Source organism: Peribacillus frigoritolerans (genome assembly GCF_040250305.1).
Lineage (GTDB): Bacteria > Bacillota > Bacilli > Bacillales > DSM-1321 > Peribacillus.
Genome location: NZ_CP158190.1, coordinates 4,087,921 through 4,111,121, shown reverse-complemented (window position 1 = coordinate 4,111,121; position 23,201 = coordinate 4,087,921). Strand labels below are relative to the sequence as shown.

23 protein-coding genes and 1 riboswitch are annotated in these 23,201 nt (G+C 42.2%); of the genes, 20 read left to right on the top strand and 3 right to left on the bottom strand.

Annotation, left to right across the window (positions count from 1 at the left end; translation table 11 throughout):
• Nucleotides 1-92: 92 nt before the first annotated feature.
• The 6 genes from ABOA58_RS20115 (at nucleotide 93) to rarD (ending at nucleotide 7,442) form a co-directional block, all read left to right on the top strand.
• Complete coding sequence (locus ABOA58_RS20115; RefSeq protein WP_350299723.1) at nucleotides 93-1,241, top strand: cysteine desulfurase family protein; 1,149 nt, start codon at nucleotides 93-95, stop codon at nucleotides 1,239-1,241.
• Nucleotides 1,238-2,449, top strand: a complete 1,212-nt coding sequence (gene thiI, locus ABOA58_RS20110; protein ID WP_350299722.1) for a tRNA uracil 4-sulfurtransferase ThiI — start codon at nucleotides 1,238-1,240, stop codon at nucleotides 2,447-2,449. The genes ABOA58_RS20115 and thiI overlap by 4 nt, the downstream gene beginning before the upstream one ends.
• 82 nt (nucleotides 2,450-2,531) lie before the next feature.
• Nucleotides 2,532-2,738, top strand: coding sequence for an alpha/beta-type small acid-soluble spore protein (locus ABOA58_RS20105; RefSeq protein WP_034309203.1), 207 nt, complete (start codon nucleotides 2,532-2,534; stop codon nucleotides 2,736-2,738).
• 354 nt (nucleotides 2,739-3,092) lie between these two features.
• Nucleotides 3,093-4,676 carry an acyl-CoA synthetase MbcS gene (gene mbcS / locus ABOA58_RS20100; RefSeq protein ID WP_350299721.1) on the top strand — a complete coding sequence of 528 codons (1,584 nt, stop codon included), beginning with the start codon at nucleotides 3,093-3,095 and terminating at the stop codon, nucleotides 4,674-4,676.
• Nucleotides 4,677-4,831: 155 nt separating this feature from the next.
• Complete coding sequence (locus tag ABOA58_RS20095) at nucleotides 4,832-6,433, top strand: amidohydrolase (protein ID WP_350299720.1); 1,602 nt, start codon at nucleotides 4,832-4,834, stop codon at nucleotides 6,431-6,433.
• A gap of 79 nt (nucleotides 6,434-6,512) precedes the next feature.
• Nucleotides 6,513-7,442, top strand: coding sequence for an EamA family transporter RarD (gene rarD, locus ABOA58_RS20090; RefSeq protein ID WP_350299719.1), 930 nt, complete (start codon nucleotides 6,513-6,515; stop codon nucleotides 7,440-7,442).
• Between the two features lie 62 nt (nucleotides 7,443-7,504).
• Here rarD and ABOA58_RS20085 read toward each other — a convergent pair whose 3' ends face one another.
• Nucleotides 7,505-8,332 carry a protein-glutamine gamma-glutamyltransferase gene (locus ABOA58_RS20085; protein WP_350299718.1) on the bottom strand — a complete coding sequence of 276 codons (828 nt, stop codon included), beginning with the start codon at nucleotides 8,330-8,332 and terminating at the stop codon, nucleotides 7,505-7,507.
• A gap of 314 nt (nucleotides 8,333-8,646) precedes the next feature.
• A riboswitch (TPP riboswitch) is annotated at nucleotides 8,647-8,756 on the top strand.
• A gap of 134 nt (nucleotides 8,757-8,890) precedes the next feature.
• Here ABOA58_RS20085 and ABOA58_RS20080 point away from each other — a divergent pair.
• From ABOA58_RS20080 to ABOA58_RS20060, 5 genes are read left to right on the top strand one after another with little or no spacing between them, the layout of a single operon-like run.
• Nucleotides 8,891-9,886 carry an ABC transporter substrate-binding protein gene (locus ABOA58_RS20080; RefSeq protein ID WP_350299717.1) on the top strand — a complete coding sequence of 332 codons (996 nt, stop codon included), beginning with the start codon at nucleotides 8,891-8,893 and terminating at the stop codon, nucleotides 9,884-9,886.
• A gap of 11 nt (nucleotides 9,887-9,897) precedes the next feature.
• Nucleotides 9,898-10,182 (top strand): thiamine-binding protein, encoded by a 285-nt coding sequence (locus ABOA58_RS20075; protein ID WP_034309193.1) that lies wholly within the window; start codon nucleotides 9,898-9,900, stop codon nucleotides 10,180-10,182.
• Nucleotides 10,179-10,961: an ABC transporter permease gene (locus tag ABOA58_RS20070; RefSeq protein WP_350299716.1), complete on the top strand. Its 783-nt coding sequence runs from the start codon at nucleotides 10,179-10,181 to the stop codon at nucleotides 10,959-10,961. Before ABOA58_RS20075 ends, ABOA58_RS20070 begins: the two co-directional genes overlap by 4 nt.
• Nucleotides 10,945-11,688 carry an ABC transporter ATP-binding protein gene (locus ABOA58_RS20065; RefSeq protein WP_350299715.1) on the top strand — a complete coding sequence of 248 codons (744 nt, stop codon included), beginning with the start codon at nucleotides 10,945-10,947 and terminating at the stop codon, nucleotides 11,686-11,688. The genes ABOA58_RS20070 and ABOA58_RS20065 overlap by 17 nt, the downstream gene beginning before the upstream one ends.
• Before the next feature lie 19 nt (nucleotides 11,689-11,707).
• The gene (locus ABOA58_RS20060; protein ID WP_350299714.1) at nucleotides 11,708-12,478 is read left to right on the top strand and encodes a TatD family hydrolase; all 771 of its coding nucleotides are present in this window, start codon (nucleotides 11,708-11,710) and stop codon (nucleotides 12,476-12,478) included.
• A gap of 38 nt (nucleotides 12,479-12,516) precedes the next feature.
• Here ABOA58_RS20060 and ABOA58_RS20055 read toward each other — a convergent pair whose 3' ends face one another.
• On the bottom strand, nucleotides 12,517-13,317 hold the full coding sequence (locus tag ABOA58_RS20055) for an NAD kinase (RefSeq protein WP_137018150.1): 801 nt from the start codon (nucleotides 13,315-13,317) through the stop codon (nucleotides 12,517-12,519).
• 312 nt (nucleotides 13,318-13,629) lie between these two features.
• Here ABOA58_RS20055 and ABOA58_RS20050 point away from each other — a divergent pair, with 312 nt between their 5' ends.
• The 9 genes from ABOA58_RS20050 (at nucleotide 13,630) to tpx (ending at nucleotide 22,541) form a co-directional block, all read left to right on the top strand.
• Nucleotides 13,630-15,297, top strand: coding sequence for a PrpR N-terminal domain-containing protein (locus ABOA58_RS20050; RefSeq protein ID WP_350299713.1), 1,668 nt, complete (start codon nucleotides 13,630-13,632; stop codon nucleotides 15,295-15,297).
• A gap of 157 nt (nucleotides 15,298-15,454) precedes the next feature.
• On the top strand, nucleotides 15,455-16,429 hold the full coding sequence (locus ABOA58_RS20045) for a 2-keto-3-deoxygluconate permease (RefSeq protein ID WP_350299712.1): 975 nt from the start codon (nucleotides 15,455-15,457) through the stop codon (nucleotides 16,427-16,429).
• Nucleotides 16,430-16,456: 27 nt separating this feature from the next.
• On the top strand, nucleotides 16,457-17,749 hold the full coding sequence (locus tag ABOA58_RS20040; RefSeq protein ID WP_350299711.1) for a four-carbon acid sugar kinase family protein: 1,293 nt from the start codon (nucleotides 16,457-16,459) through the stop codon (nucleotides 17,747-17,749).
• Nucleotides 17,749-18,744 carry a 4-hydroxythreonine-4-phosphate dehydrogenase PdxA gene (gene pdxA, locus ABOA58_RS20035; RefSeq protein ID WP_350299710.1) on the top strand — a complete coding sequence of 332 codons (996 nt, stop codon included), beginning with the start codon at nucleotides 17,749-17,751 and terminating at the stop codon, nucleotides 18,742-18,744. The genes ABOA58_RS20040 and pdxA overlap by 1 nt, the downstream gene beginning before the upstream one ends.
• 275 nt (nucleotides 18,745-19,019) lie before the next feature.
• Nucleotides 19,020-20,021 carry a signal peptide peptidase SppA gene (sppA, locus tag ABOA58_RS20030; RefSeq protein WP_350299709.1) on the top strand — a complete coding sequence of 334 codons (1,002 nt, stop codon included), beginning with the start codon at nucleotides 19,020-19,022 and terminating at the stop codon, nucleotides 20,019-20,021.
• 12 nt (nucleotides 20,022-20,033) lie between these two features.
• A complete protein-coding gene (locus ABOA58_RS20025) occupies nucleotides 20,034-20,573 on the top strand; it encodes an RDD family protein (RefSeq protein WP_350299708.1) in 540 nt (179 codons plus the stop codon).
• A gap of 99 nt (nucleotides 20,574-20,672) precedes the next feature.
• Nucleotides 20,673-21,365, top strand: coding sequence for a DUF2953 domain-containing protein (locus tag ABOA58_RS20020; protein WP_350299707.1), 693 nt, complete (start codon nucleotides 20,673-20,675; stop codon nucleotides 21,363-21,365).
• Between the two features lie 16 nt (nucleotides 21,366-21,381).
• Nucleotides 21,382-21,864, top strand: a complete 483-nt coding sequence (gene ytfJ, locus ABOA58_RS20015; protein ID WP_350299706.1) for a GerW family sporulation protein — start codon at nucleotides 21,382-21,384, stop codon at nucleotides 21,862-21,864.
• Between the two features lie 176 nt (nucleotides 21,865-22,040).
• Nucleotides 22,041-22,541, top strand: a complete 501-nt coding sequence (tpx, locus tag ABOA58_RS20010; RefSeq protein WP_101222931.1) for a thiol peroxidase — start codon at nucleotides 22,041-22,043, stop codon at nucleotides 22,539-22,541.
• A gap of 206 nt (nucleotides 22,542-22,747) precedes the next feature.
• Here the strand turns inward: tpx and ABOA58_RS20005 are convergent, their stop codons facing one another.
• A complete protein-coding gene (locus ABOA58_RS20005) occupies nucleotides 22,748-23,059 on the bottom strand; it encodes a hypothetical protein (RefSeq protein WP_350299705.1) in 312 nt (103 codons plus the stop codon).
• Between the last annotated feature and the right edge of the window lie 142 nt (nucleotides 23,060-23,201).

The window sequence follows — 23,201 nt, the reverse complement described above, 5'->3', positions numbered from 1 at the left end:
ATTATGTTAATATTAGATGTTGCAACAGCAACATTGAAACTTATATTTAGTAGAGTGACCATCATAGATACAAAAACATGGAAGGTGAGCCCATGATTTATTTTGATAATAGTGCAACAACAAAACCATATCCCGAAGTAATCGAATCATTCATGAAGGTTACTTCGGACTATTTCGGGAACCCCTCTTCGCTTCATGGACTTGGGGTGCAATCCGAAAAACTGCTTTCCGCTGCAAGAAAGCAGATCGCTGATTTATTAAAGGTGAAGAGTTCGGAAATATATTTCACTTCCGGGGGGACGGAAGGAAATAATCTTGCCATTAAAGGGGCCGCACACTCTCAGGGAAATCGCGGCAAACACATAATCACGACAGCGATTGAACATCCTTCTGTAGAAGATGCATGCCAATCATTGACGAAAATGGGTTATGAGATCACAAATCTTCCCGTTAACGAATTTGGGCAAATTGATGTAACGGACCTTAAGGATGCATTGAGGGAGGATACCATTTTGGTTTCCGTCATGCATGTTAATAATGAAGTTGGCTCGATACAGCCGATTGCTGAAATCGGCAAATTGATAAAACAATACCCAAACGTGCTCTTTCATGTCGATAATGTGCAGGGAGCAGGCAAAGTTTCTTTATCATTGCGTGATGCCAATGTGGATTTATGTACAATTTCCGGCCACAAGGTCCACGGCTTGAAGGGGACGGGCATTCTTTATGTTCGTGAAGGCGTTCGGGTCGATCCGCTTTTCCATGGCGGCAATCAAGAAACGAAAATCAGGAGCGGCACCGAAAATGTTGCGGGAATCGTCGCCCTATCGAAGGCTTTGCGTATTAGTATGAACAATCAATTGCTGTATCATGATAAGCTGCAGCAAATCAAAACTTATTTATATAAAGGTTTGAAGGAAATGGACGGGGTGTTGGTTAACACTCCTGAAGAAGGGGCACCCCATATTGTGAATTTTTCCGTTCCCGGACTTAAATCCGAGGTATTGCTGCATGCACTTGAATCGGAAGGAATATATGTTTCGACAACTAGTGCCTGTTCTTCGAAAAAAAGAACGATAAGCAAAACGGTGGATGCAATGTTCCATAATTCGGCTCGTTCCGAAAGCGTCATCCGAATCAGTACTACCTATGGCAATGAAATGGAAGAAGCAAAGCAAGTTCTGGCGGCGATACAGAAAATAGTCGCTAATTTAGAAAAAATAATGAGGGTTGCAAAATGAAATTTGATCATATAATTATCCGTTATGGAGAAATCTCCACGAAAAAAAGAAACCGTAAAGGCTTTGTAGACAAAATGAAGGCACATATCCGCTGGAGTTTAAAAGATATTGAAGGTGTAGTGCTTACAGCCAACCGGGAGCGGATGTACGTTCTCCTGAACGGTGCGGACCATAAGCCTGTCATTGACCGATTGAAAGGCATTTTTGGAATTCAGTCATTAAGCCCTGCGATAAAAATAGAGCGTGATCTGGAAGTGATGAAAACGGCAGCATTGTATTACCTGAATCATACTCTTGAAGAGGTAAACACGTTCAAAATCACGACAAAACGCGCCGATAAGGATTTTCCATATAATACCGATGAAATTAATAGGGCAATCGGCGGGCATTTGCTCCGAAATACAGAGGATTTAAAAGTGGATGTAAAGAACCCTGATTTGAACCTGCTAGTGGAAGTGAGACGCGAAGCCGTGTATTTGACAGGTGAAATCATCCAGGGGGCTGGCGGTCTTCCATTCGGGTCAAGCGGAAAGGCGATGCTGATGCTTTCAGGCGGGATTGATAGCCCTGTTGCGGGATTCCTTTCGATGAAACGGGGATTGGATGTGGAAGCGATCCATTTCTACAGCCCACCGTTCACGAGCGAACGTTCACGTCAAAAGGTCATTGATTTGGCGGGCAAGCTTGCCGAAATAAATGGAAGCATGAAAGTGCATATCGTTCCATTTACGGAAATCCAATTATTGATTCAAAAACAAATCCCGGAAAACTACTCAATGACTACTACCCGTCGTTTAATGATGCGGGTCGCCGATCGAATCCGTGAAAAGGAAGAAGCCATGGCACTGATTACCGGTGAAAGCCTTGGACAGGTTGCGAGCCAGACGATGAGCAGCATGTTTGCCATCAATGAGGTGACGAATACACCGATCCTGCGCCCGCTGATTACCATGGATAAAACGGAAATCATCAAAATTGCAAGAGAGCTTGATACATTTGAAATATCCAATCTTCCGTACGAAGATTGCTGTACTGTCTTTACGCCGGCAAGCCCAAAAACGAAACCGAAACGTGAAAAGGTCAATTACTATGAAAGCTTCGTCGACTTTGAATCCTTGATCGAAAAAGCGGTCTCCGAAACAGAAATATTGACGGTTAAACCTGGTCAGACTTTCGATAAGGAAGAAACGATGGAAGATTTATTTTAATATCCTGTAATTACCAATAAAATTGTGCGAATGAAGCCATGTGTTTTAACACACTCTATAATCACAAGGAGGTGAAAAACACATGGCAAACAACAACAGCTCAAACGAATTATTGGTACCTGGAGTGGAACAAGCTCTACAACAAATGAAATATGAAATCGCTACAGAATTCGGCGTACAACTTGGTGCCGACACAACATCTCGCGCTAACGGTTCAGTTGGTGGAGAAATCACAAAACGCCTTGTTCAAATGGCTGAACAACAATTAGGCGGAGGTTTCAACAGATAATTTAATAAATATGGCTACAGAGAGCGGGTTTTAACACCCGCTCTCTTTACGTTTGTCGACTTCGTTACACTGCATTATTTTTTCTGTAATTCTAATTGGATTGAAGAAATTTGTGACACTCCTGCCGAATAACGCAGACAATCGGCGAAAAGGGATCGGATTTCTAAAATCAACTGAAACGTTTATCAATAAAAAACTGCAGGCAAATTCGCTTTTCTTCGAGTTTGTCTACGTCTGCAGAGAGCGGGTTCAACACCCGCTCTCTTTATTTATTTATAAAAATAAATAGAAATATTAGAGAAGTATCTTGTATAATGAGTAGGTACTAAGAGTTCATAATTGGAGGGGAAGAATATGAAGCGTGAAGACTTATTGGCTCCGGAACATTACAACTTAGTGAGTGAAATGGAACGTTATGCAAAAGATCCAGAAAAAGTTGCCGTACTCTGGGAGAACGAAACCGGAGATAAAAAACAACTTACATATGAGAATTTATTAAAAAGTGCAAATAAAATTGGAAATGCCTTAAAGAATAAAGGACTGGGTAAAGGTGATACGGTCCTTATCATAATTCCTCGTTTGGTGGAAGCATATCAAGTGTATTTAGCCGCATTAAAAATTGGCATGATTGTCATACCTTGTTCGGAAATGCTTCGTGCGAAGGACTTGCAGTATCGAGTCAACCATGGTGATGTCAAAGGAATCATCAGTTATCATGAATATACTCATGAAGTGAATGAAATAGAAGGAGCGGAAAGCCTCCTTAAATTTTCAATCGGAAAACGAATTGAAAATTGGCTGGATTTGAATGAGCTTGCAGCTGAGGAGTCCGATCAGCTGACAATGGCCGACACGAAGAGTGGGGATATGGCGTTCTTATCGTATACTTCCGGAACGACAGGAAATCCAAAAGGGGTCGTCCATACACATGGATGGGCTTATGCCCATTTGAAAACGTCTGCTGCAAACTGGCTCGGCATCAGCGAAACGGATGTCGTTTGGGCAACAGCAGGCCCAGGGTGGCAAAAGTGGATCTGGAGTCCTTTCCTGGCGGTTCTGGGAACGGGAGCGACAGGCCTTGCTTATCATGGAAAGTTCGAGGCGAAAAAATATCTTCAGCTGCTTCAGGACTACAAAGTGAATGCATTATGCTGCACACCAACCGAGTATCGATTGATTGCAAAGGTGGATAACCTTGATGACTATGATTTATCCCATCTTCATAGTGCTGTATCAGCGGGAGAGCCTTTAAATCAAAAAGTGTTCGAGGTCTTTAAAAACCATTTCCAGATTGAAGTGCGTGATGGTTATGGACAGACTGAAAATACCCTGTTGGTAGGTGTAACGAAAGGCATGGGAATTAAATTGGGCTCCATGGGCAAACCGACTCCGGGCAACCATGTGGAAATCGTTGATGATTCCGGTAAGCCCTGTTCTCCTGGCGTAGTGGGTGATATTGCCGTACATGTCGATACACCTGCTCTCTTTAAAGAATATTTTAAAGATCCGGAGCGGACATCACAGCAATTCCGCGGGGACTATTATATCACTGGTGATCAAGCGAAAAAGGATGAGGATGGTTATTTCTGGTTTGAGGGTCGTTCTGATGATATCATCATCAGCTCGGGATATACGATCGGACCGTTTGAAGTGGAAGATGCACTCGTTAAGCATCCATATGTTAAAGAGTGTGCCGTTATAGCAAGTCCTGATGAAATAAGGGGAAATGTGGTCAAGGCGTATGTCGTCTTGATGGATGATATCGATCCGAACAGCCAGGACTTGATCAAGACGCTTCAATCGCACGTGAAAGAATTGACTGCTCCATATAAATATCCAAGGAAAATCGAATTTTTAGAAGAGCTGCCCAAAACGACATCAGGTAAAATCAAACGGGTGGATTTACGGAAGAGGGAAGAAGCACTCCTTAACAATTGATCGAAATGCATTACCGTCAGCCCCCATGGCTGGCGTTTTTTTTATTACATAGGGGATTGATTAAAAGCATAAATATGGGAATTCATGATATGAGATGGTACACTTACTGCATATCTGCACAGTAACAATCATTTAATAAGGAGTGTAAAGCCGGAATGGGAACGTTATGGTTCAATGGGTCGATTTATACGATGGTTAAAGAAAATGATCAAGTGGAGGCAGTCTTCACTGAAAAGGGGGTAATTGTTGATACCGGCAGCCTGGACCATTTGAAAAATGAATATGCCGGCAATATTTCCAGGGAAATCGACTTAAAAGGACAAACGATGCTGCCGGGGTTAGTGGATAGTCACCTTCATTTGGTCGGGCATGGAGAAAGGCTGCTTCGTTTAGACCTCTCTTTGATGGATAGCAGGGAGTCCATCATGAAATCCTTGAAGGAAAAGTGCTCAAAGACCCCGGTTGGAAAGTGGATCGTTGCCGAAGGGTGGAATGAAAATGAATGGCCGAGACCTGAATTGATATTACGGGATGAACTTGACGCGATTTCGGCAGATCATCCCATCGTATTGAAAAGGATCTGCCGGCATGCCCTGATCGTCAACTCCCGTGCCCTTTTGGAAGCGGATATTAAAGAAGATATTAAAGAACCTTCAGGCGGGGTGATCTGCCGTTATCCTGACGGACGTTTAAATGGTTTATTTAAAGAAAGTCAGGCGCAGAACCTTATTTTAGACAGTCTTCCCGGCATTGATCAAGAATATATCGAAAACGCGCTCACAGAGGCCATAGAAGACGCATATAAGCTGGGTTTGACTGGCGGACATACTGAGGACCTCCATTACTATAATGGCTTCATGCCGACATATCAGGCGTTTAAATCGGTAATCGAGGACCGGGAAATGGCCTTTCGCGCCAACTTGCTCGTCCATCACGAAGCGTTTGAAGAAATGCTGGCAGCAGGCGGCGGCTATCAGGAAGGTACGCGATATATCAAATTCGACAGCATGAAGATCTTTACCGACGGCTCCTTAGGCGGACGCACAGCCCTGTTGAGCGAACCTTATGTAGATCAAAAGAATACGAATGGAGTCGCGATATTCACTGAAAACGAGCTTCAGGAATGGGTGAAAAAAGCAAGGGCTGCCGGAATGCCGATTGCTGTCCATGCGATTGGCGATCTTGCTTTTGAATACGTCTTGAATGCTATTGAAGCCCTCCCCCCGGAAAAGGGACAGAGGGACCGGCTCATCCATGCGCAGATTGTGCGGCCGGAGCTTTTGGAGCGGGCGGCAAAGCTGCCGGTAATTTTTGATATCCAACCGGGTTTCGTCCCGTCCGATTTTCCGTGGGTGGAAGAAAAGGTACCAGCCGATCTATTGGAATCCTCCTATGCCTGGAAAACCTATTTGAATTTGGGCATCATTTGTGCGGGAGGGTCGGATGCACCCATTGAACCATTAAATCCGATTTTGGGCATTCATGCAGCTGTCACAAGGATGAAAATCAACAGTGAGGACCGTACCGTGTATGGTTTGTCTGAAAGGCTTTCCGTATACGAGGCTTTCGCACTGTATACCAAAGGGAGTGCTGCAGCAATCGGCCAGGAAAAACGCCGTGGTATGATCAATAAAGGGTACGATGCCGATTTTACCGTGTTTAATCTGGATGTCTTTGCTGTTGCACCGGATGATCTCCTGAAAGCCGAGGCGGTCATGACGGTCATCGATGACAAAATCATGTATGATAAAAATTAACAGTTGCAAAAAAAGAAATGGAAATACAAAATTGTTAGTTGGAGTTAGATAAAGGATGTAAATGGAAAGAAGGCTTGTTATGAAAGTGGATGAACAAAAAGAAGGGGCGATTTATGCAGCCCTTTCTTACATGATGTGGGGAGTTGTGCCGATTTACTGGAAGTTCCTTCAGGGAGTCGGTGCAATAGAAATTTTAGCTCAGAGGGTATTATGGTCTTTCGTGTTCATGCTGGTTTTATTGATGTTCATGAAAAAATGGCAAGCGTTTCTTGATTATGTCAAAAACATAATGGGAAATCCGAAACTCTTTACGGCATTACTAACGGCGTCACTGCTTGTTACAGCTAATTGGGGAGTGTTCATCTGGGCCGTTAACTCAGGACGGATCCTCGACACGAGCCTTGGATATTATATCAATCCGCTTGTCAGTGTACTATTGGGCGTGATAGTCCTAAAAGAAAAATTGAGCGGGGCCCAAATCATTTCATTCCTGCTTGCAGGAATCGGAGTCTTGATCCTTGGCATTCATTTCGGCACGATCCCGTGGATCTCTCTTGTTTTGGCCATGACCTTTGGATTATACGGTCTGGCAAAAAAAATGATCAAGGCCGAATCGGCGATCGGGCTGACGCTCGAAACGATGATGGTAACGCCTCTGGCCCTTGGTTACCTGATCTACTTGATGAACCGATCAGAAATGCAGTTCTTTACAGATGGAAGCACAAGCTTGCTGTTGGTGGGCGGCGGGATTGCCACGGCATTGCCTCTTTTATATTTTGCAAAAGGGGCGGAGAAGATCCCGTTATCGATGCTTGGCATTTTTCAGTATATCGCTCCGACCTTATCTTTATTGATCGGGGTATTCGTCTATCATGAAAGTTTCACGAAAGCACATCTTTTAGCCTTTTTGTTCATATGGTCAGCCTTGGCTGTTTATACACTATCCATAACGAAATGGGGTCAGGCAAGTGCCCGCAGGTTCAAAGGCAAAGGGAATATTGGTGCGTGAAAAGAAAAAATGCTTGGGAGATCTCTCCCCAAGCATTTTTTTATGCATATAAAACAAAAAGGTCATGAAAGGTATATCTTCGAACCTATTTCAGAAACAATACAATTGGAAAGGCTGACAGGACAGTGATCGGGCTTTGCTCGGGGGATATTTAGTTGAAATTGTCTATAGAAGGAACTATCCAGGAAAATGATATGTGTTGTCAAGAATGCTGATATGGTGGCGTACGGCTTTCTATTGCTATTTAATTCATTGATGATTCCCTGTGCAGTGGTAATCCCGATCCCGTGGCCATAAAAGAGGTTTCTCCCTAATAATATGGCATTTTCACCTTGCCATTCAGGAGTTGTCTCGTCATGATCAGGGTTTATGAAGTAAACGCAATCCCCTGGTAAATAATCCCGTCCTTGGTGAATGATAAGAGCCATATTCCTTGGAGGGCGAAAGTCATATAAAAATAGGTCTGAAAAAAGATAGTCGAAATTCCTGGGGCCGATTAAATCCAAAATCGCCTTTAAAAAAGTGACGACTATTGCTGTCCCGCATTCGAAGGCATAAAGCCTTCCATTCATGAAAATGTCAACAAGCGCAGCATGAGGGAGAATCCCTGGCTGAAGGGTAAAGGTGCCATCCTTTGAAAGGTGCCAATATTTTTGATTGGATTGAGATTCCTCAAGTGTGGAAAATTCCGGACCACTTTTATCCAACGCAATAGCTGCCTCTATGACTCGGTTCCTCAGCTGTATCTCGAAATTAAAATCCCCAAAGTTCCGGTATTCAAAAACGTTAGAATCTTCCGCCAAGCATTGAAGAGTTTCAAGTGATTTGGCAGATGCTGTACCTGGTTGGATTTGACTGACATCTAACCATTTGTGATTAATCTTTATCATGATCATATCCACCTTTTGCTTATGAAATTAAGGGTTTAATAAAACCGGTAAACAAAAATGTCTACAGGTAATGCTCATTATATGAATGCTTGCAAAGAAATGACTATTTGATAAGTGTCCGCCACCGTTGCAGCCAAGAATGATTAGAAAGGAAAGAGGCAGAATTATTTTGCTTTCAATGATTTTCGTTCCAAAAGATGTTTTGCAAGAAATCCTAAAGTGCCAGGAATACCTTTCCAATTAGTGAGAAGAAGCAAATTAGTATTCCTTTTTCCCTATGAATTGATATAATGAGAGAGAAAAGTTCATATGTGCGAGAAATGTAGGGGGGCCAGTACTGCTGGCTGAGATTGCATCCTTTAGATGCTGACTCTTTGAACCTGATCTGGATGATGCCAGCGGAGGGAACATATTATTACTGATTTTCTGTTTTGTATGTTAACGTCCGAATTCATCTTCGGGCGTTTTTTGCTTTTTTATCCAGTATTTGAATAGAACCTGGAGCCCCATTATGGTTCCGGCATATGGATCTTATAAGATGTGTAGGAGGATAATGACTTGAATAAATTCTTACCACTGTTAACTTCGTTGTTCCTTTTGGCTGGATGCGGTGCAGGCGGAACTAATGAAAAAGAAGAAGCATCTAAAAATGAAGAATTAAAAAAGGTATCGGTCGTGCTCGATTGGACACCGAATACAAACCATACAGGATTGTATGTAGCCAAGGAAAAAGGTTATTTTAAAGACCAAGGTCTTGATGTGGAAATTATCATGCCAGGTGAAGCTGGAGCGGATAAGCTTGTCGCTTCAGGAAAATCTGAATTTGGCGTGAGCTACCAGGAGGGCATAACGCAGGCCCGCGTGCAGGGCGTGCCGATTGTTTCGGTTGCTGCCGTCATCCAGCATAATACCTCTGGATTCGCTTCCCCTGAGGCAAAGAACATTAAAACTCCCAAGGATTTTGAAGGGAAAACGTATGGTGGCTGGGGGTCTCCGGTTGAAAAGGCCATTATTGATTCACTAATGAAAAAAGAAAATGCGGATGTAAATGAAGTGGATATAGTCAATACAGGAGACATGGATTTTTTCACTTCGGTTAAAAGGGATATAGATTTTGCCTGGATTTATTATGGATGGACAGGCATTGAGGCTGAGTTGCGAAATGAAAAGCTTAATATGGTTTACTTAACCGAATACTCAGATAAGCTTGATTACTATACGCCTGTTTTGACTACAAATGAAAAGATGATAAAAGAAGATCCCGAAACTGTTAAAGCATTCGTTCATGCAGCATCGAAAGGGTACCAGTTTGCGATTAAGAATCCTGCTGATGCAGCAGACATGTTAATTAAGTCTGCGCCGGATCTTGATGCAAAACTAGTTAAGAAAAGCCAGGAGTGGCTTGCAGCCAAGTATCAGGATGATGCTCCGCGTTGGGGTGAACAAAAACTGGAAATCTGGAAGAATTACAGTGATTGGATGACTGAAAACAAGCTTCTTGAAGGTGATTTCGATCCTGAAAAGGCATTTACCAATGAATTTTTACCAAAATAGGAGGAAATACAATGGCCAATTCATTAATTAGTATACAAATTATCCCTAAAGGGGAAAATGTCATCCCTATGGTCGATGAAGCAATCAAGATCATTGAAGAATCAGGTGTCAAGTATGAGGTTCACCCGCTTGAAACGACAATGGAGGGCGAGCTTTCCGAACTTTTTGCCGTGATAGAAAAAATGAATGTAAGAATGATTGAAATAGGATCGCCGAATGTCATTTCGCAAGTGAAAATATTATATCAGCCAAGCGGGATTACGATGGATACGTTAACGGAGAAATATCGGGCATGATCGGAAGGGGAATTTGGAAGAAGGGGGCTCCCTTCTTTCTTTTATTATTGTTGCTGATAGTTTGGGAGTCAGTGACAGTCTTATTGAAGGTTGAAGAATGGCTGCTTCCCGCTCCATCGGCCATTTTCATAGAAGGAATTGAGTCGTCGCGCAATCTTTACGGACACCTTATATCCACAACCGAGCTTGCGTTGTCGGGCTTTTTTATTGGAAGCTGCATCGGCTTATTGGTTGCTGCAACCTTACACCTATTTCCAGGTGTGAAGGACGCGGTTTATCCTCTGCTCATACTATCACAAAATATACCTATCATAGTTTTGGCCCCGCTTTTGGTGATCTGGTTTGGCTTTGGCATGCTGCCTAAGTTAATCGTGATTTCGCTTGTATGTTTTTTTCCGGTTGCGGTTGCATCATTGGACGGTTTTCGCCAGACACCATACGAACTTAAGCATTATTTCAAGATGATGGGAGCGGGAAAGAACCAGTTATTTTGGAAGCTGGAATTTCCCCACTCAATCCCGTTCATTTTCTCCGGCCTGAAAATTTCGGCCACCTATAGTGTAATGGGTGCGGTTATTTCAGAGTGGCTCGGGGCAAAATCGGGGATTGGTGTTTATATGACGCTCGCGTCTTCTGCGTTCAGGACAGACCGGGTGTTTGTTGCCATTTTCATCATCATGGGAATGAGCCTGATCTTTTTTGGAATCATCACCTTCCTGGAGAAATACTTAGTTTCTTGGAAGAGAAAGGAGGGCGGCAAGGATGAAGCTGGAAATTAAAGATGTCTCCTATTCTTTCGATGGTAAACAGAATATATTGGAGAATATGAATTTTCATGTGGGTGATGGGGAATTTGTCACGATCCTTGGGCCATCGGGCAGTGGTAAAAGTACATTGTTCCACTTGATCGGCGGTATTTTGAAGCCGGATCATGGCATCATTTCACTGGATGGTAAAAAGATAAATGGTTTAAAGGGCCATATCAGCTATATGCCGCAGCAGCCTTCCCTTTTACCTTGGAGAACGGTATTGGAAAATGTTTTGCTTGGAAGTGAACTTGCTGGGATCAAAGATAAAGAAAAGGCAAAAGCCCTTTTGAGGAAAGCTGGATTAGAAGAGTATGAGAAAGCATATCCGCATGAATTATCAGGAGGCATGAAGCAAAGGGCCGCATTCATCCGGAGTATCTTAAGTCCACAGGACTTGATGTGCCTGGACGAACCCTTTTCTGCCTTGGATGAACTGACAAGATTGAAAATGCAAAAATGGCTGTTGTCGGTTTGGGAAGAAAATCGGAGGTCGGTGCTTTTTGTTACGCATAGCATAGATGAAGCGGTTTTCCTATCCGATAGAATTTATGTGTTATCAGCAAAACCGGCTGCTGTCATCAAAGAAGTGAATGTTCCATTTCCAAGGCCAAGAAGTGAAGAACAGCTTCTTAGTGATGAATTTTTTCATTTGAAAAGAGAGTTATATGCAGCATTAATGCCAACTCTTTCTACTTAAGTAAGGAGGCTATTAAATTTTGAGAATCATTGACAGCCATATCCATTTGGATAAATATGATGTTGTTAAGCGGAAGCAGATTTTGACTGACATGGAAAAGGTTCATTTGCAATCCTTGCTGACTGTTTCCATGAATTTGGCTTCTTCGATTAACAATCATCAGCTTTCACTGAAAGATTCCCGAATTAAGCCTGCCTTTGGCTTTCATCCAGAGCAGCCCCTCCCGAGTGATGAAGAAGTGAACGAATTATTGAACTGGATGCGGGAACATCGTCAAGATATGGTTGCCATAGGTGAGGTTGGACTGCCCTATTACTTAAGGCAGGAAAATCCTGATATTGATAACTCAGCGTATATAGTGATACTGGAGAAGTTCCTGGCTTTTGCTAAAGAGGTGGAAAAGCCGGTTATCCTTCATGCCGTCCACGAAGATGCACCTATCGTTTGCGACCTTTTGGATAAGCATCAAATCACAAAGGCGCACTTTCATTGGTTTAAAGGCGATATCCGGACAGTCGAAAGAATGGCCGAAAAGGGCTACCGCATTTCGATTACACCTGATGTTTGTTATGAGAGGGAAATACAGGATCTAGTTTCGGCATACCCACTTAATCTGATGATGATTGAAACGGATGGCCCATGGCCGTTTGAAGGGGTTTTCGAAGGGAAATGGACCCATCCCGGCATGATGCATGACAGTGTGCGTCAAATTGCTTCGATTAAAGGGTTGCCGATTGAAAATGTTTATGAAACCCTTTATCAAAATACGAAAGATTTTTATCATATATAAAGGTACCGGCTATCATCTCCGGTACCTTTTTAGTTCGTTCAAAGGAAGGTCCTTTTAACCTTTTCCCAAAAGGAATTGTCTTTTAGCTTAACGGTCTTGATGACTTTACCGCTTAACCGGACCTTTACCTGTTCGACATGATTGATGCTTAAGGCTTCATTGTCCATTCCGATGATCGGATAGCTTGGTCCGTTTTGTTCAAGGTGGATGGTCAACGTCCTATCACCGCTTAGAATGAATGAGGAACCTAAGGTCCGATAGGTATTATTATTGATGGAAGCAAGCTCGCTCACTTGAAAGCAAGGGAGAAGGGGATCGACAACGGCCCCATTGACCGATTTATTATAGGCGGTGCTTCCTGTCGGAGTCGCAATAATGATTCCGTCCCCGCGAAAAGTTTCAAAATGGAGTCGATCAATGAAAATATCCATGATGAACGTTTTGGTGATGGAAGACCGGATACTGAGTTCATTAAGGGCATAAAAGGAGGGCTGATCATCCAATTGGATATCGATGGTTGGATATTTACGCACCTCAATTTGCTCTCTGGTCATGGCATCGATCATTTTATCCGTATCTTCCAAGTGGAAATCGCAATACATATTCAAATTACCTGTGGTGGAAATGCCCGCATATAAACAGTCATCCCTGAACCCGGTTTTACGGGCTGCCTGCAGGAATGTGCCGTCATCACCGATGCTTACGATGATGTTTGCTTTTGTGAAATCCTGGATGACTTCATACGAATGTTGCTTCGCCAAGTCTGACAGGTATTCAACCTTGCTAAGCATCTCTGCATTCGGTGCATGGAAAAAATAAATATTCCTTCGAGTGTTCATCATGATCCCTCCTAGTATGTATGTTTATGAAAGGGCTTTCTTTTCTTTTGAAAAAGGAAAACCGCAGTACAAAATGCAGCTGCACATTTCGTACATTTTTATATGACATAGTTTATCATGGAATGAAGCATTTTTGTTATTCGTTTGAGGAAGCAGTATTAACTCGATAGCGAAGCAGTTCCTTTTAGGAAGTGAAAAGCGAATAATGGTATAATGAATTCTCAGTAAGGGCTCTTTAAATCCCTGCCATACAAAGGGTATATGACCAATTGGTGAATAGGGTTCGGATATAAAAGAAAGTAGGTTATGTGTATGAAAGTACATATCATTGCACCGTATGAATCAATGATTCCAATTATAAAAGCGTGTGTGCCTCTTTATCCAGACATAGAAATAGGGTATTCCATAGGCGACTTGGAAAATGGTGTTGAACTTGCAAAATTGGAAGCGGAAAACGGAGCGGATGCCATAATCAGCAGGGGAGGGACGGCCAAGTTAATTAAGAAATCGATCAATATTCCAGTGATTGACATGCACCTTTCCGGTTATGATATGATCCGTTCCCTGACATTGGCCAGTGAGCTTAAAGATAAAACGGCCATCGTAGGATTTTCAAATATAACATCAGGCGCCCAATCGATTATTGACTTATTGGACCTTCCTTTACAGGTTTATACGGTCCGTGAATCAAAAGAAGTAGCTCCTCTCATTTTGACTTTGAAAAACGAGGGTTATAAACAGATTGTTGGTGATGTGATTACAATAAATACAACCATCTCTTATGGCATGAAAGGATTCCTCATTCAATCGGGAAGGGAATCAATCATAAGGGCTATCAATGATGCTAGGGAAATGATTGCCTATCTTCATTACAAAAGCGACATCAATAGGATGTTTGAAAGGCTTTTAGTCAAAGAAGTCCACAATATCGTCATTTTAAATAGTGATAACCAAATCGTCTATGAGCATTTAACGGATTTTGACTTCAATCCATTGACCGATGATCAATATAGAACCATGAATGGAGAAGTGAACGTAAGTAAGCAGCTTCATACCAGTTTTTCACAGGATGGCAGCAGTATAGAGGTAGACGGCTTTTGGCATGATGGTTTGTACTCTTCATATGGTGTTTATGTATTAGATGCCAGTTCGATGAAACGATTCGAACAAAAAGGGGTGCAGATTAAGGAAGCTTCCATCTCAGAACCGATTGCCATGGATACAGTTCTCATAAATAATGTAACATCGCTATATAAGAACCATGAAATCATTCACTTAAAAGGAAATCGAGGGACGGGTAAGGAGTTTCTTGTAAATTATATACATAATGAACAAACTAAAAATGGAAAGCTTCTTATAATTGATTTCAAAGAATTCAAGGAAGCTGATCTTAACAAGCTCCCTCTTGAGCATATCCGCACCATAACTCTGAAAAATATCGATTGTCTAGATGATTATGAACCATTAAGAGAATTTCTAAGCATTTGCTGCAGAAAAAGTCTATCGATATTCATTGTATCAAATGTTCAAATCAACGAAGCCATTGCTGGACATTTTGCAATAAACACGATTCATATGCAGGATTTATCGCAACGAAAGAGCGATATAGGAAACTTATCGAAATTCTTTTTATCCTATTATCATCAAACGTATGGAACAACCGCAATGAATATAAAAAGTGATGCTCTTGCTCTTCTGGAAGAGTATTCGTATCCTAACAACATTGACGATTTAAAACAGTTAATTAAGCAAATTGCTTTAAATGAAAAAGAGTATGTGATACGAAAGGAAACCATTCAGAAAATAATAGAAGATAATAACATTCCGACTGATATCTTCGTTTCACAAAAAGCGACGCTAAAAGAAATGGAAAAGTATATCATTCAGCGAGTTCTTAAAGAGGAAAATTATAATCAAACGAAAACTGCCGAACGATTGGGTATCAACCGGGCAACATTATGGCGCAAACTTAAAGAATGACTTTAAGTTTGTTTTTTTTTTTTGATTAGAGTGTTGCGTTTTTAAACTATTTTAACAAAAAGTAGTTTTATATTTTTATAAGTGTTGCTTTTAATAACATCGTATTTTAATATGAATATTGTAAGCGCTTTAATAATAAAACAAAGGGGTTTTTATTATGAGAATTAAAGCAACGCTTGATCGTATCCCAGGGGGGATGATGGTTGTTCCGCTATTGCTGGCAGCCACTATCAATACATTATTTCCTAGTCTATTAAGGATTGGCGGTTTTACGGAAGCACTCTTCGTGAACAGTTCAAGTGCTTTGATAGCATTATTCCTCTTAATTGCCGGAACGCAAATCAATCTTCGTACAGCAGGCACTTCGGTGAAAAAGGGCGTTATACTTTTAACATATAAGTGGGTGTTAGGAGCACTGGTCGGCCTACTTGGGTTCTGGCTGGCAGATAGTAACGGATTGTTTTTAGGGATGGCACCATTGGCAATTATTGCAGCCATGACAAATTCCAATGGCGGGCTTTATATTGCATTAGCCGGTCAGTATGGGAAAGAAGAAGACAAGGCTGCCTATCCATTTCTCGCTTTAAGTGACGGTCCATTCTTAACAATGGTAGCGCTTGCTATTTTCGGGACAATGGGCTTCGCTGATGGCATGTTCTCTCCAACTTCGTTCATAGCCGTATTGCTTCCACTGCTAGTCGGGGTGGTATTAGGGAATTTGGATTCCGAGATGAAAGATTTCCTTTCTAAAGGAAGCGATAAGCTTGTTCCATTCTTTGCTTTTTCATTAGGTATGGGGATTAATTTCACAGCGATAATCCAAGGTGGATTAAGTGGAGTATTACTTGGCGTGATTACAGTTCTCCTAACTGGTGGAGGAGGGTATCTGATCTTTAAATGGATAGGATGGAACCCGATTGTCGGTGCTTCTGAAGGCTCCACTGCGGGTAACGCCGTCGGGACTCCGGTGGCTATCGTGGCAGCGAATGCTTCATTCGGGATCCATGCGGAGCTTGCTACTGTACAAATTGCAGCAAGTGTTGTAACAACAGCTATCCTTCTCCCGATATTCATCGGCTTCCTATCCAAGCATTTGGATAAGAAGGGTGGAGTGGCTAAATACAATAATTAGGCTAGTCCATGTTTTGGAGGGATTTAAATGAAATTAGCGATTATTGCGGATGATTTAACAGGCGCCAATGATAGCGGAGTCCAATTGGCTCGACATGGTCTTAAAACGACCGTACTATTTGGATTGGATGAAGAAAATGTACGGGATTATGATGCCGTCGTATTTGATACAGACAGCCGCTCACTTGAGAGGCAAGATGCTTACGATAAAGTCAAGGCAGCGGCAGGTTTTTTAAAGCGGGCTGGCTTCTCAACGATATTCAAAAAGCTGGATTCGACAATGCGCGGTAATATCGGTGCTGAAATCGATGCCATCTATGATGCTATAAGGCCGGATTTAGTCATGATCGCTCCGGGTTATCCTAAAAATGGAAGGTCAATTCTGGATTCTACCCACTATTTAAATGGTATTCCTCTTGGAGAAACAGAGATTTCCAAGGACCCAAAAACGCCTGTGACCCAATCGTATCTGCCAGAGTTGATTGGCGCCCAGACATCACATAAAATTGGTACAATTACAGTGGGAGATTTGGACAAAGGCAAAAACCATGTGAACAGTAAGTTATTAGGGTTTGCTAAGGATTCGATAACGTATATCATCATCGATGCAACCGAAGAGCAGCATTTGAACGACATATTGAATTATACAAAGGAAATGAATCTTGAAGTGGCCTGGGCGGGATCGGCAGGGATCGCCAATTACCTGCCTGACCATTATTCCATTCCACACAAGGAAAATCGATTGAAGATCCCTAATTCAAGCTCGCCGGTCCTTACAGTGATCGGAAGTGTAAATAAGAATTCACGGAAACAGTTGAAAAAAATGCTGGAACAGACCCAGGTACATGCCATATCATTCGAGTCCCATAAAGCTGTAGGGGACGACCGGGAAAGAACTGAGGAAATCAGGAGAGTCTATCATGAGGCCATCCAAATGGCAGCACAAGGGCAGGATGTCGTCATTTATTCCACTGCAGAAAAAGCGGATATTGAAATGGCTTGGAAAACAGGCGAATCTAAAGGCCTTACTCATACACAGGTCAGTAACGAGATTGTGAAAGCGATTGGAACAGTATGTTCTGTCCTGTTAGAGAAACAATATTTTAAAGGTGTGACAATGACCGGCGGCGATACGGCCAAGCAAATATGCAATCTATGGGATGTAAAAGGTTTCGAATTGCTGGATGAACTGGAAATAGGAGTCCCAATCTCCAAATTCCTAGGTAATGACGCTATTTATGTCGTCACGAAAGCTGGAGGATTTGGTTCAGAGGACGTATTTATTCATGCGATGAATAAGTTGAAGGGGGAGAATGATTGATGAGACCCATTATCGGAATTACGATGGGAGATGCGGCGGGAATTGGCCCGGAAATTATCGTAAAAGCACTGGCTCACGTTGAGGTGTATCAACAGTGCAGGCCGCTAATTATCGGAGATGCGAAAATAATAGAAAAGGTTAAGCCTATAGTAGGCTTTGAGGGAGCGGTTCATGCCATAAAAGATCCTACAGAGGCGAAATATGAGTTCGGTTCGATAGATGTTCTGGATCTGGACATCCTGCCTTTGGACCTTCCATTTGGAGAAGTTTCTGCTTTAGCGGGAGACGGCGCCTTTCAATACTTGGCAAAGGCCATCGACCTGGCAAAGGAGAAGAAGATTCATTCAATCTGTACAGCCCCTCTGAATAAAGAAGCGCTCCACAAAGGCGGTCATATGTATCCGGGTCATACAGAGATTCTTGCTGACCTTACTGATACAAATGACTTTTCGATGATGCTGACCACTCCCAATTTAAAGGTCATCCATTTGACGACTCATATGGGGCTGATTGAAGCTATCGAAAGCATTAATCCTGAGCGGACGTACAAAGTAATTAAACTTGCACATGAAACGCTGACAAAGGCGGGCTTCCAAAACCCAAGCATTGCCGTTTGTGGAATAAACCCACATGCAGGGGAAAATGGCTTATTTGGAAATGGTGAAGAAGAAGAGAAGTTAATGCCTGGAATAGAAAGGGCACAGGCTGAAGGAATCAATGTAAGCGGGCCGCTTCCTGCAGATACATTGTTCTACCGGGCTGGGCGTGGAGATTTTGATATTGTCATTGCCTGTTATCATGATCAGGGACATGCCCCAATCAAGGTTATGGGGATTGAGGCTGGGGTCAATATTACCGTAGGGCTCAAGGGCGGAATTGTCCGAACTTCCGTAGATCATGGCACAGCCTTTGATATCGCTGGAAAGAACATCGCTGATGAAAAAAGCATGCTTGCGGCCATTCAGTCAGCAATTGAATTAGCTCCAAAGCAATAAATAGAGAAGCTGTCGGGATGATCCCGGCAGCTTTTTAGTTGAGCTGATTTTCCGTTTACGGCATTTACTGCTCCGCTCAAAAATTGAAACTTGGTAAAACTAATATATTAATGAAGATTGAAAAATAAATGGAGATTGTGCAAAATGCACCAATATATTTCCAATTGGAGGATTATTTGCTACAATTTTATATGTCTTGGTTTATCATGGAATGAAACATTTTCGTCTTTAGTTCGTATGGTAAGAAGGATACATATATTTAAGGGGGAAAACAGATGAATGGAAAGCGTTGGGCGGCACTTGGAATTGCAGCCGTTTTATTTTTTGTTTCTATTGTTGTAGGCACGGCTACGACTATATTTACAGCGGATACGGAAAATATCATTGATGATTTATTTGCTTCTGAAAGTGCATTTTACGAGGAAGTCATAGAAGGCGATGATTTCTCTAATGTAATTGCCGTATTCGATGTAGAGGGCACGATTCAAGATACAGGAGAAGCCTCATTACTTAGTTCGGCAACATATAATCACCGTGCCTTCATGGATAAGCTGAAGATGGCTGAGGAAAATGATGATATCAAAGGAATCATCCTTCGGGTGAATTCTCCAGGCGGCGGTGTCGTCGAAAGTGCAGAGATATATGAAAAGATCCTTGATATCAAGAAAGTGAAAAAACCTGTTTATGTATCAATGGGGTCTATGGCGGCTTCAGGAGGATATTATATTTCTGCACCAGCCGATAAGATTTATGCTAGTCCGGAAACGATGACGGGTTCACTTGGTGTCATCATGCAGGGGTATAATTACGAGAAGTTGGCCAAGAAGTATGGTGTTGAGTTCCAAACCATCAAAAGCGGACCACACAAAGATATTATGAGTCCGACCCGGGAAATGACTGGTGAAGAACGTGAAATACTCCAAGACATGATCGATAATTCTTATGACCAATTTGTAAAAATCATTGCAGACGGACGCGGTATGTCAGAGAAGGAAGTAAGGGAAATCGCCGATGGCCGCATTTATGATGGACGTCAGGCTAAAGAAAACCATCTAATCGATGATTTCGGCCATTTGGATGATGTAATTGCCGCGATGAAAACGGATATCGGTGAAAAGGATGCTCAAGTTATCCGTTATACAGATGAGGCAGGATTCGGTTCATTATTCAGTATGGGTGCGCAAAAAATGTTGGGAAATGATGTGGAAACGGCAGTCTTGACAAAAATCCTTTCCTCTTCAAATTCTCCACGCTTAATGTATTTGTATGCGGAATAGGGGGGCTGAAGGATGACGGAAAGAAATGAAAATAATGAACAAATCGCTTCAACCAATCTAATGGCAGATCAAGAGATTCCCGTTCAGCAGGGATTTTCAACAGCCAGTAAGGCCGTGGATGATGATGGTGTCAAGAAAGTTCATTTTGCCGGTTTTTGGATGAGGTTTTGGGCCTATTTAGCCGATCTATTGGTTATCGGAAGTTTGAACCGGATTTTGATTCATCCCATCTTCAAGTTTTATGAAGGGACAGATGATCTCTGGTTTTCCGCAGAGGGCTTTTTAACGGGGGTCGTATTCTTCTTATACTTTGTTTTGATGACCAAATTCTTGAACCAAACTCTTGGTAAAATGATTTTTGGACTGAAAGTCGTTGCATTGAAGGAAGAGAAAAAAAACATTTCATGGGGAACGATTTTGTTCAGGGAGCTGATTGGCCGCTATATTTCAAAGGTCACTTGGATTGGCTATCTCTTGGCAGGCCTATTACCGAAGAAACAGGCTTTGCATGATGTCTTTGCAGACACGGGCGTAGTGTTGATCAGAAGATGATTTTTTCCATTCATAAATCTGTAAGAGCGTGATTTTCGCTTTTGCAGGTTTATTTTTTTTGCATATGCCGATAATGATAGGCTGAAGGGGTGTGGGTGCATGAAGTGGCTTTTGTTGATAATAGGTATCCTCATTTTGGTGCTGCTTATTGTTGTTTTCACTAAAGTAAAAGTGTCCATCGACTACAAACGTGTCCAAACGAATGACCTAATACATATTAAATTATCAGCTTGGTACGGGCTTTTTCACTATACACTCAAGGTTCCGGTCATCAAACTGGAAGATGACTCGGCAACTGTAGTAGTAAACGAAGAAAAAGAAATGAACGGAAAAACAAAAAAGGAAGAAAAGAAAAAATTCACAGCCGAAGATTTGCGTGACGGATTTGCAGACATTCTGGAGATGCTTCAGCATATCATCGGATTCCATAAGATCGTCCGTCACTTCGCTGGGAAAGTCCAAGTCAAAAAATTCTCCTGGCATAGTAAGGTCGGTACTAAAAACGCTGCACACACCGGTGTCTTAACTGGAGCATGCTGGGCACTCAAAGGTTCCATCATCGGGTTGCTGACAAGCTATTTCAACTTCCGTATCATGCCCTCCTATTCCATTACACCCGACTTTCAGAGATGGCAGGCAAACACGTCGATTTCCTGCATATTACAATTTAGAATCGGGCAGGCTATGGTGACTGGAATAAAACTGCTTCGTTATTGGAAAGGCGGGAAGCCGCATTTCAAGTCGAGGAAATTAGCGAAGCTATCAGGTGATTCCAATAAACAATCGTTCTAGAGTGGAGGGAATTTAAATGTCAGATCATCCGATCCAAGGTTTAATGAAAGAAGCTATGGAAAATCTGAAAGAAATGGTCGATGTGAACACGATCATCGGAGATCCGGTTGAAACTCCGGATGGAAGTGTCATTTTAACCGTATCCAAAGTGGGATTTGGTTTTGCAGCCGGTGGCAGCGAATTTGTGATGGATGGAAACCAGCAAGGACAGCAAGGTGGTTCCAAGCAGCCCTTTGGCGGCGGTAGCGGCGGCGGGGTTTCCATAACACCAATTGCCTTTTTGATTGTCGGTTCCCATGGGGTGAAAATGATCCATCTGGATGAAGGGACGCATCTTCTCGAAAAAATGATGGATTTAGCTCCTCAAGTCGTCGATAAGATCCAGTCCATGCTATCCAAGAAAGACAATAATCAAAAGCAGGGCAGTAATCAAAACCAAGGCGGCAGTCAACAAGCTGCAAAAAGGTACCAAGAACCTAAAATGGATATTGATTTCTAACTGCGACTCGGCATCCGCCGAGTTTTTATTTTTGCTGCAGTATGTCATTACAGATTCAAAAGCTTGGATGTCATGTACAAGCACCAATCACATTTCCCAATTCAATTAATTGCAAAATTCCGGCAAAACAAATATTATTATGCTTGTACATATAGCAGAAAAAGGAGGAATTTTTAATGGCTTCAGTTACATTTAAAAACAACCCGATCACTTTAGTGGGACCAGAACTAAAAGTTGGGGACAAAGCACCTGATTTTACAGTATTGGCTAATGACTTATCTCCGGTTACTTTAAACGACTCCAAAGGTTCTGTCCGCATTATCAGCGTGGTTCCATCCGTGGATACAGGTGTTTGTGACGCACAGACACGTAAATTTAATGAAGAAGCGGCAAAATTGGATAATGTAAAAGTACTTACGATCAGTAACGATCTTCCTTTCGCGCAAAAACGCTGGTGTGCTGCCAGCGGCTTGGATAATGTTCAAGTTCTTTCCGATCACCGTGACCTTTCATTCGGTGAAGCATATGGTGTAGTCATGCAAGAACTTCGTCTATTGGCTCGCTCTGTATTCGTAGTGAACAGCTCTGATGAAATCACATATGTAGAATATGTAAGTGAAGGCACCAGCCATCCTAATTACGAAGGTGCAATCGAAGCGGCTAAAGCGGCAAAATAAGATGCGAATTCAAAAAAACCGGGCGCAATGTGCCCGGTTTTTTGTTTTAATGTTGATTTTCTTGTTGATAAACACCTTGTCGTTGAAGTGGACAGGTCCTTTTTAGGCTCTAATATTCATTTAAGTTGTGGTTATTATTAATTTCTGAGGTCGATCGATACAGTTCGGTTCTTTTGACTAGATTCATTTATTATATGCTGGATCAGTTAAGGCTCGAAAGTCGGACCATTTTGTGGTAAAACAACCTTGCCAGACCACTCTTGCCCATTAGGTGTTCCAACTCTTATGTCAATTTCATTAGGCCACGACGGCAATTGTCTCGGTCCTGGGAAAAACCCCTGTTGTTGCCCTGCTCGAAATCCTTCTCGATATCCTTGTCGATACCCTTGTCGAAATCCTTGTCGAAACCCTTGTTGAAACCCCTGTTGTTGCCTGTTTAATTCATCTGCTGACTGAATATCATGTTGCTGATTTATCGGATTAACCTGCCCATGATAGTTTTGATATTGATTATCCATATATAATCACCACCTCATGCATGGTATTCTGTTTGGGCATTCATTGAGCCTATCCAAATAAAAAAAAAATACAGGGCAATAACACTACCCGTATTTGAGTTTTTAGACAAAAGGTTTTCCATCTAATTTCAAAACAAAGTTG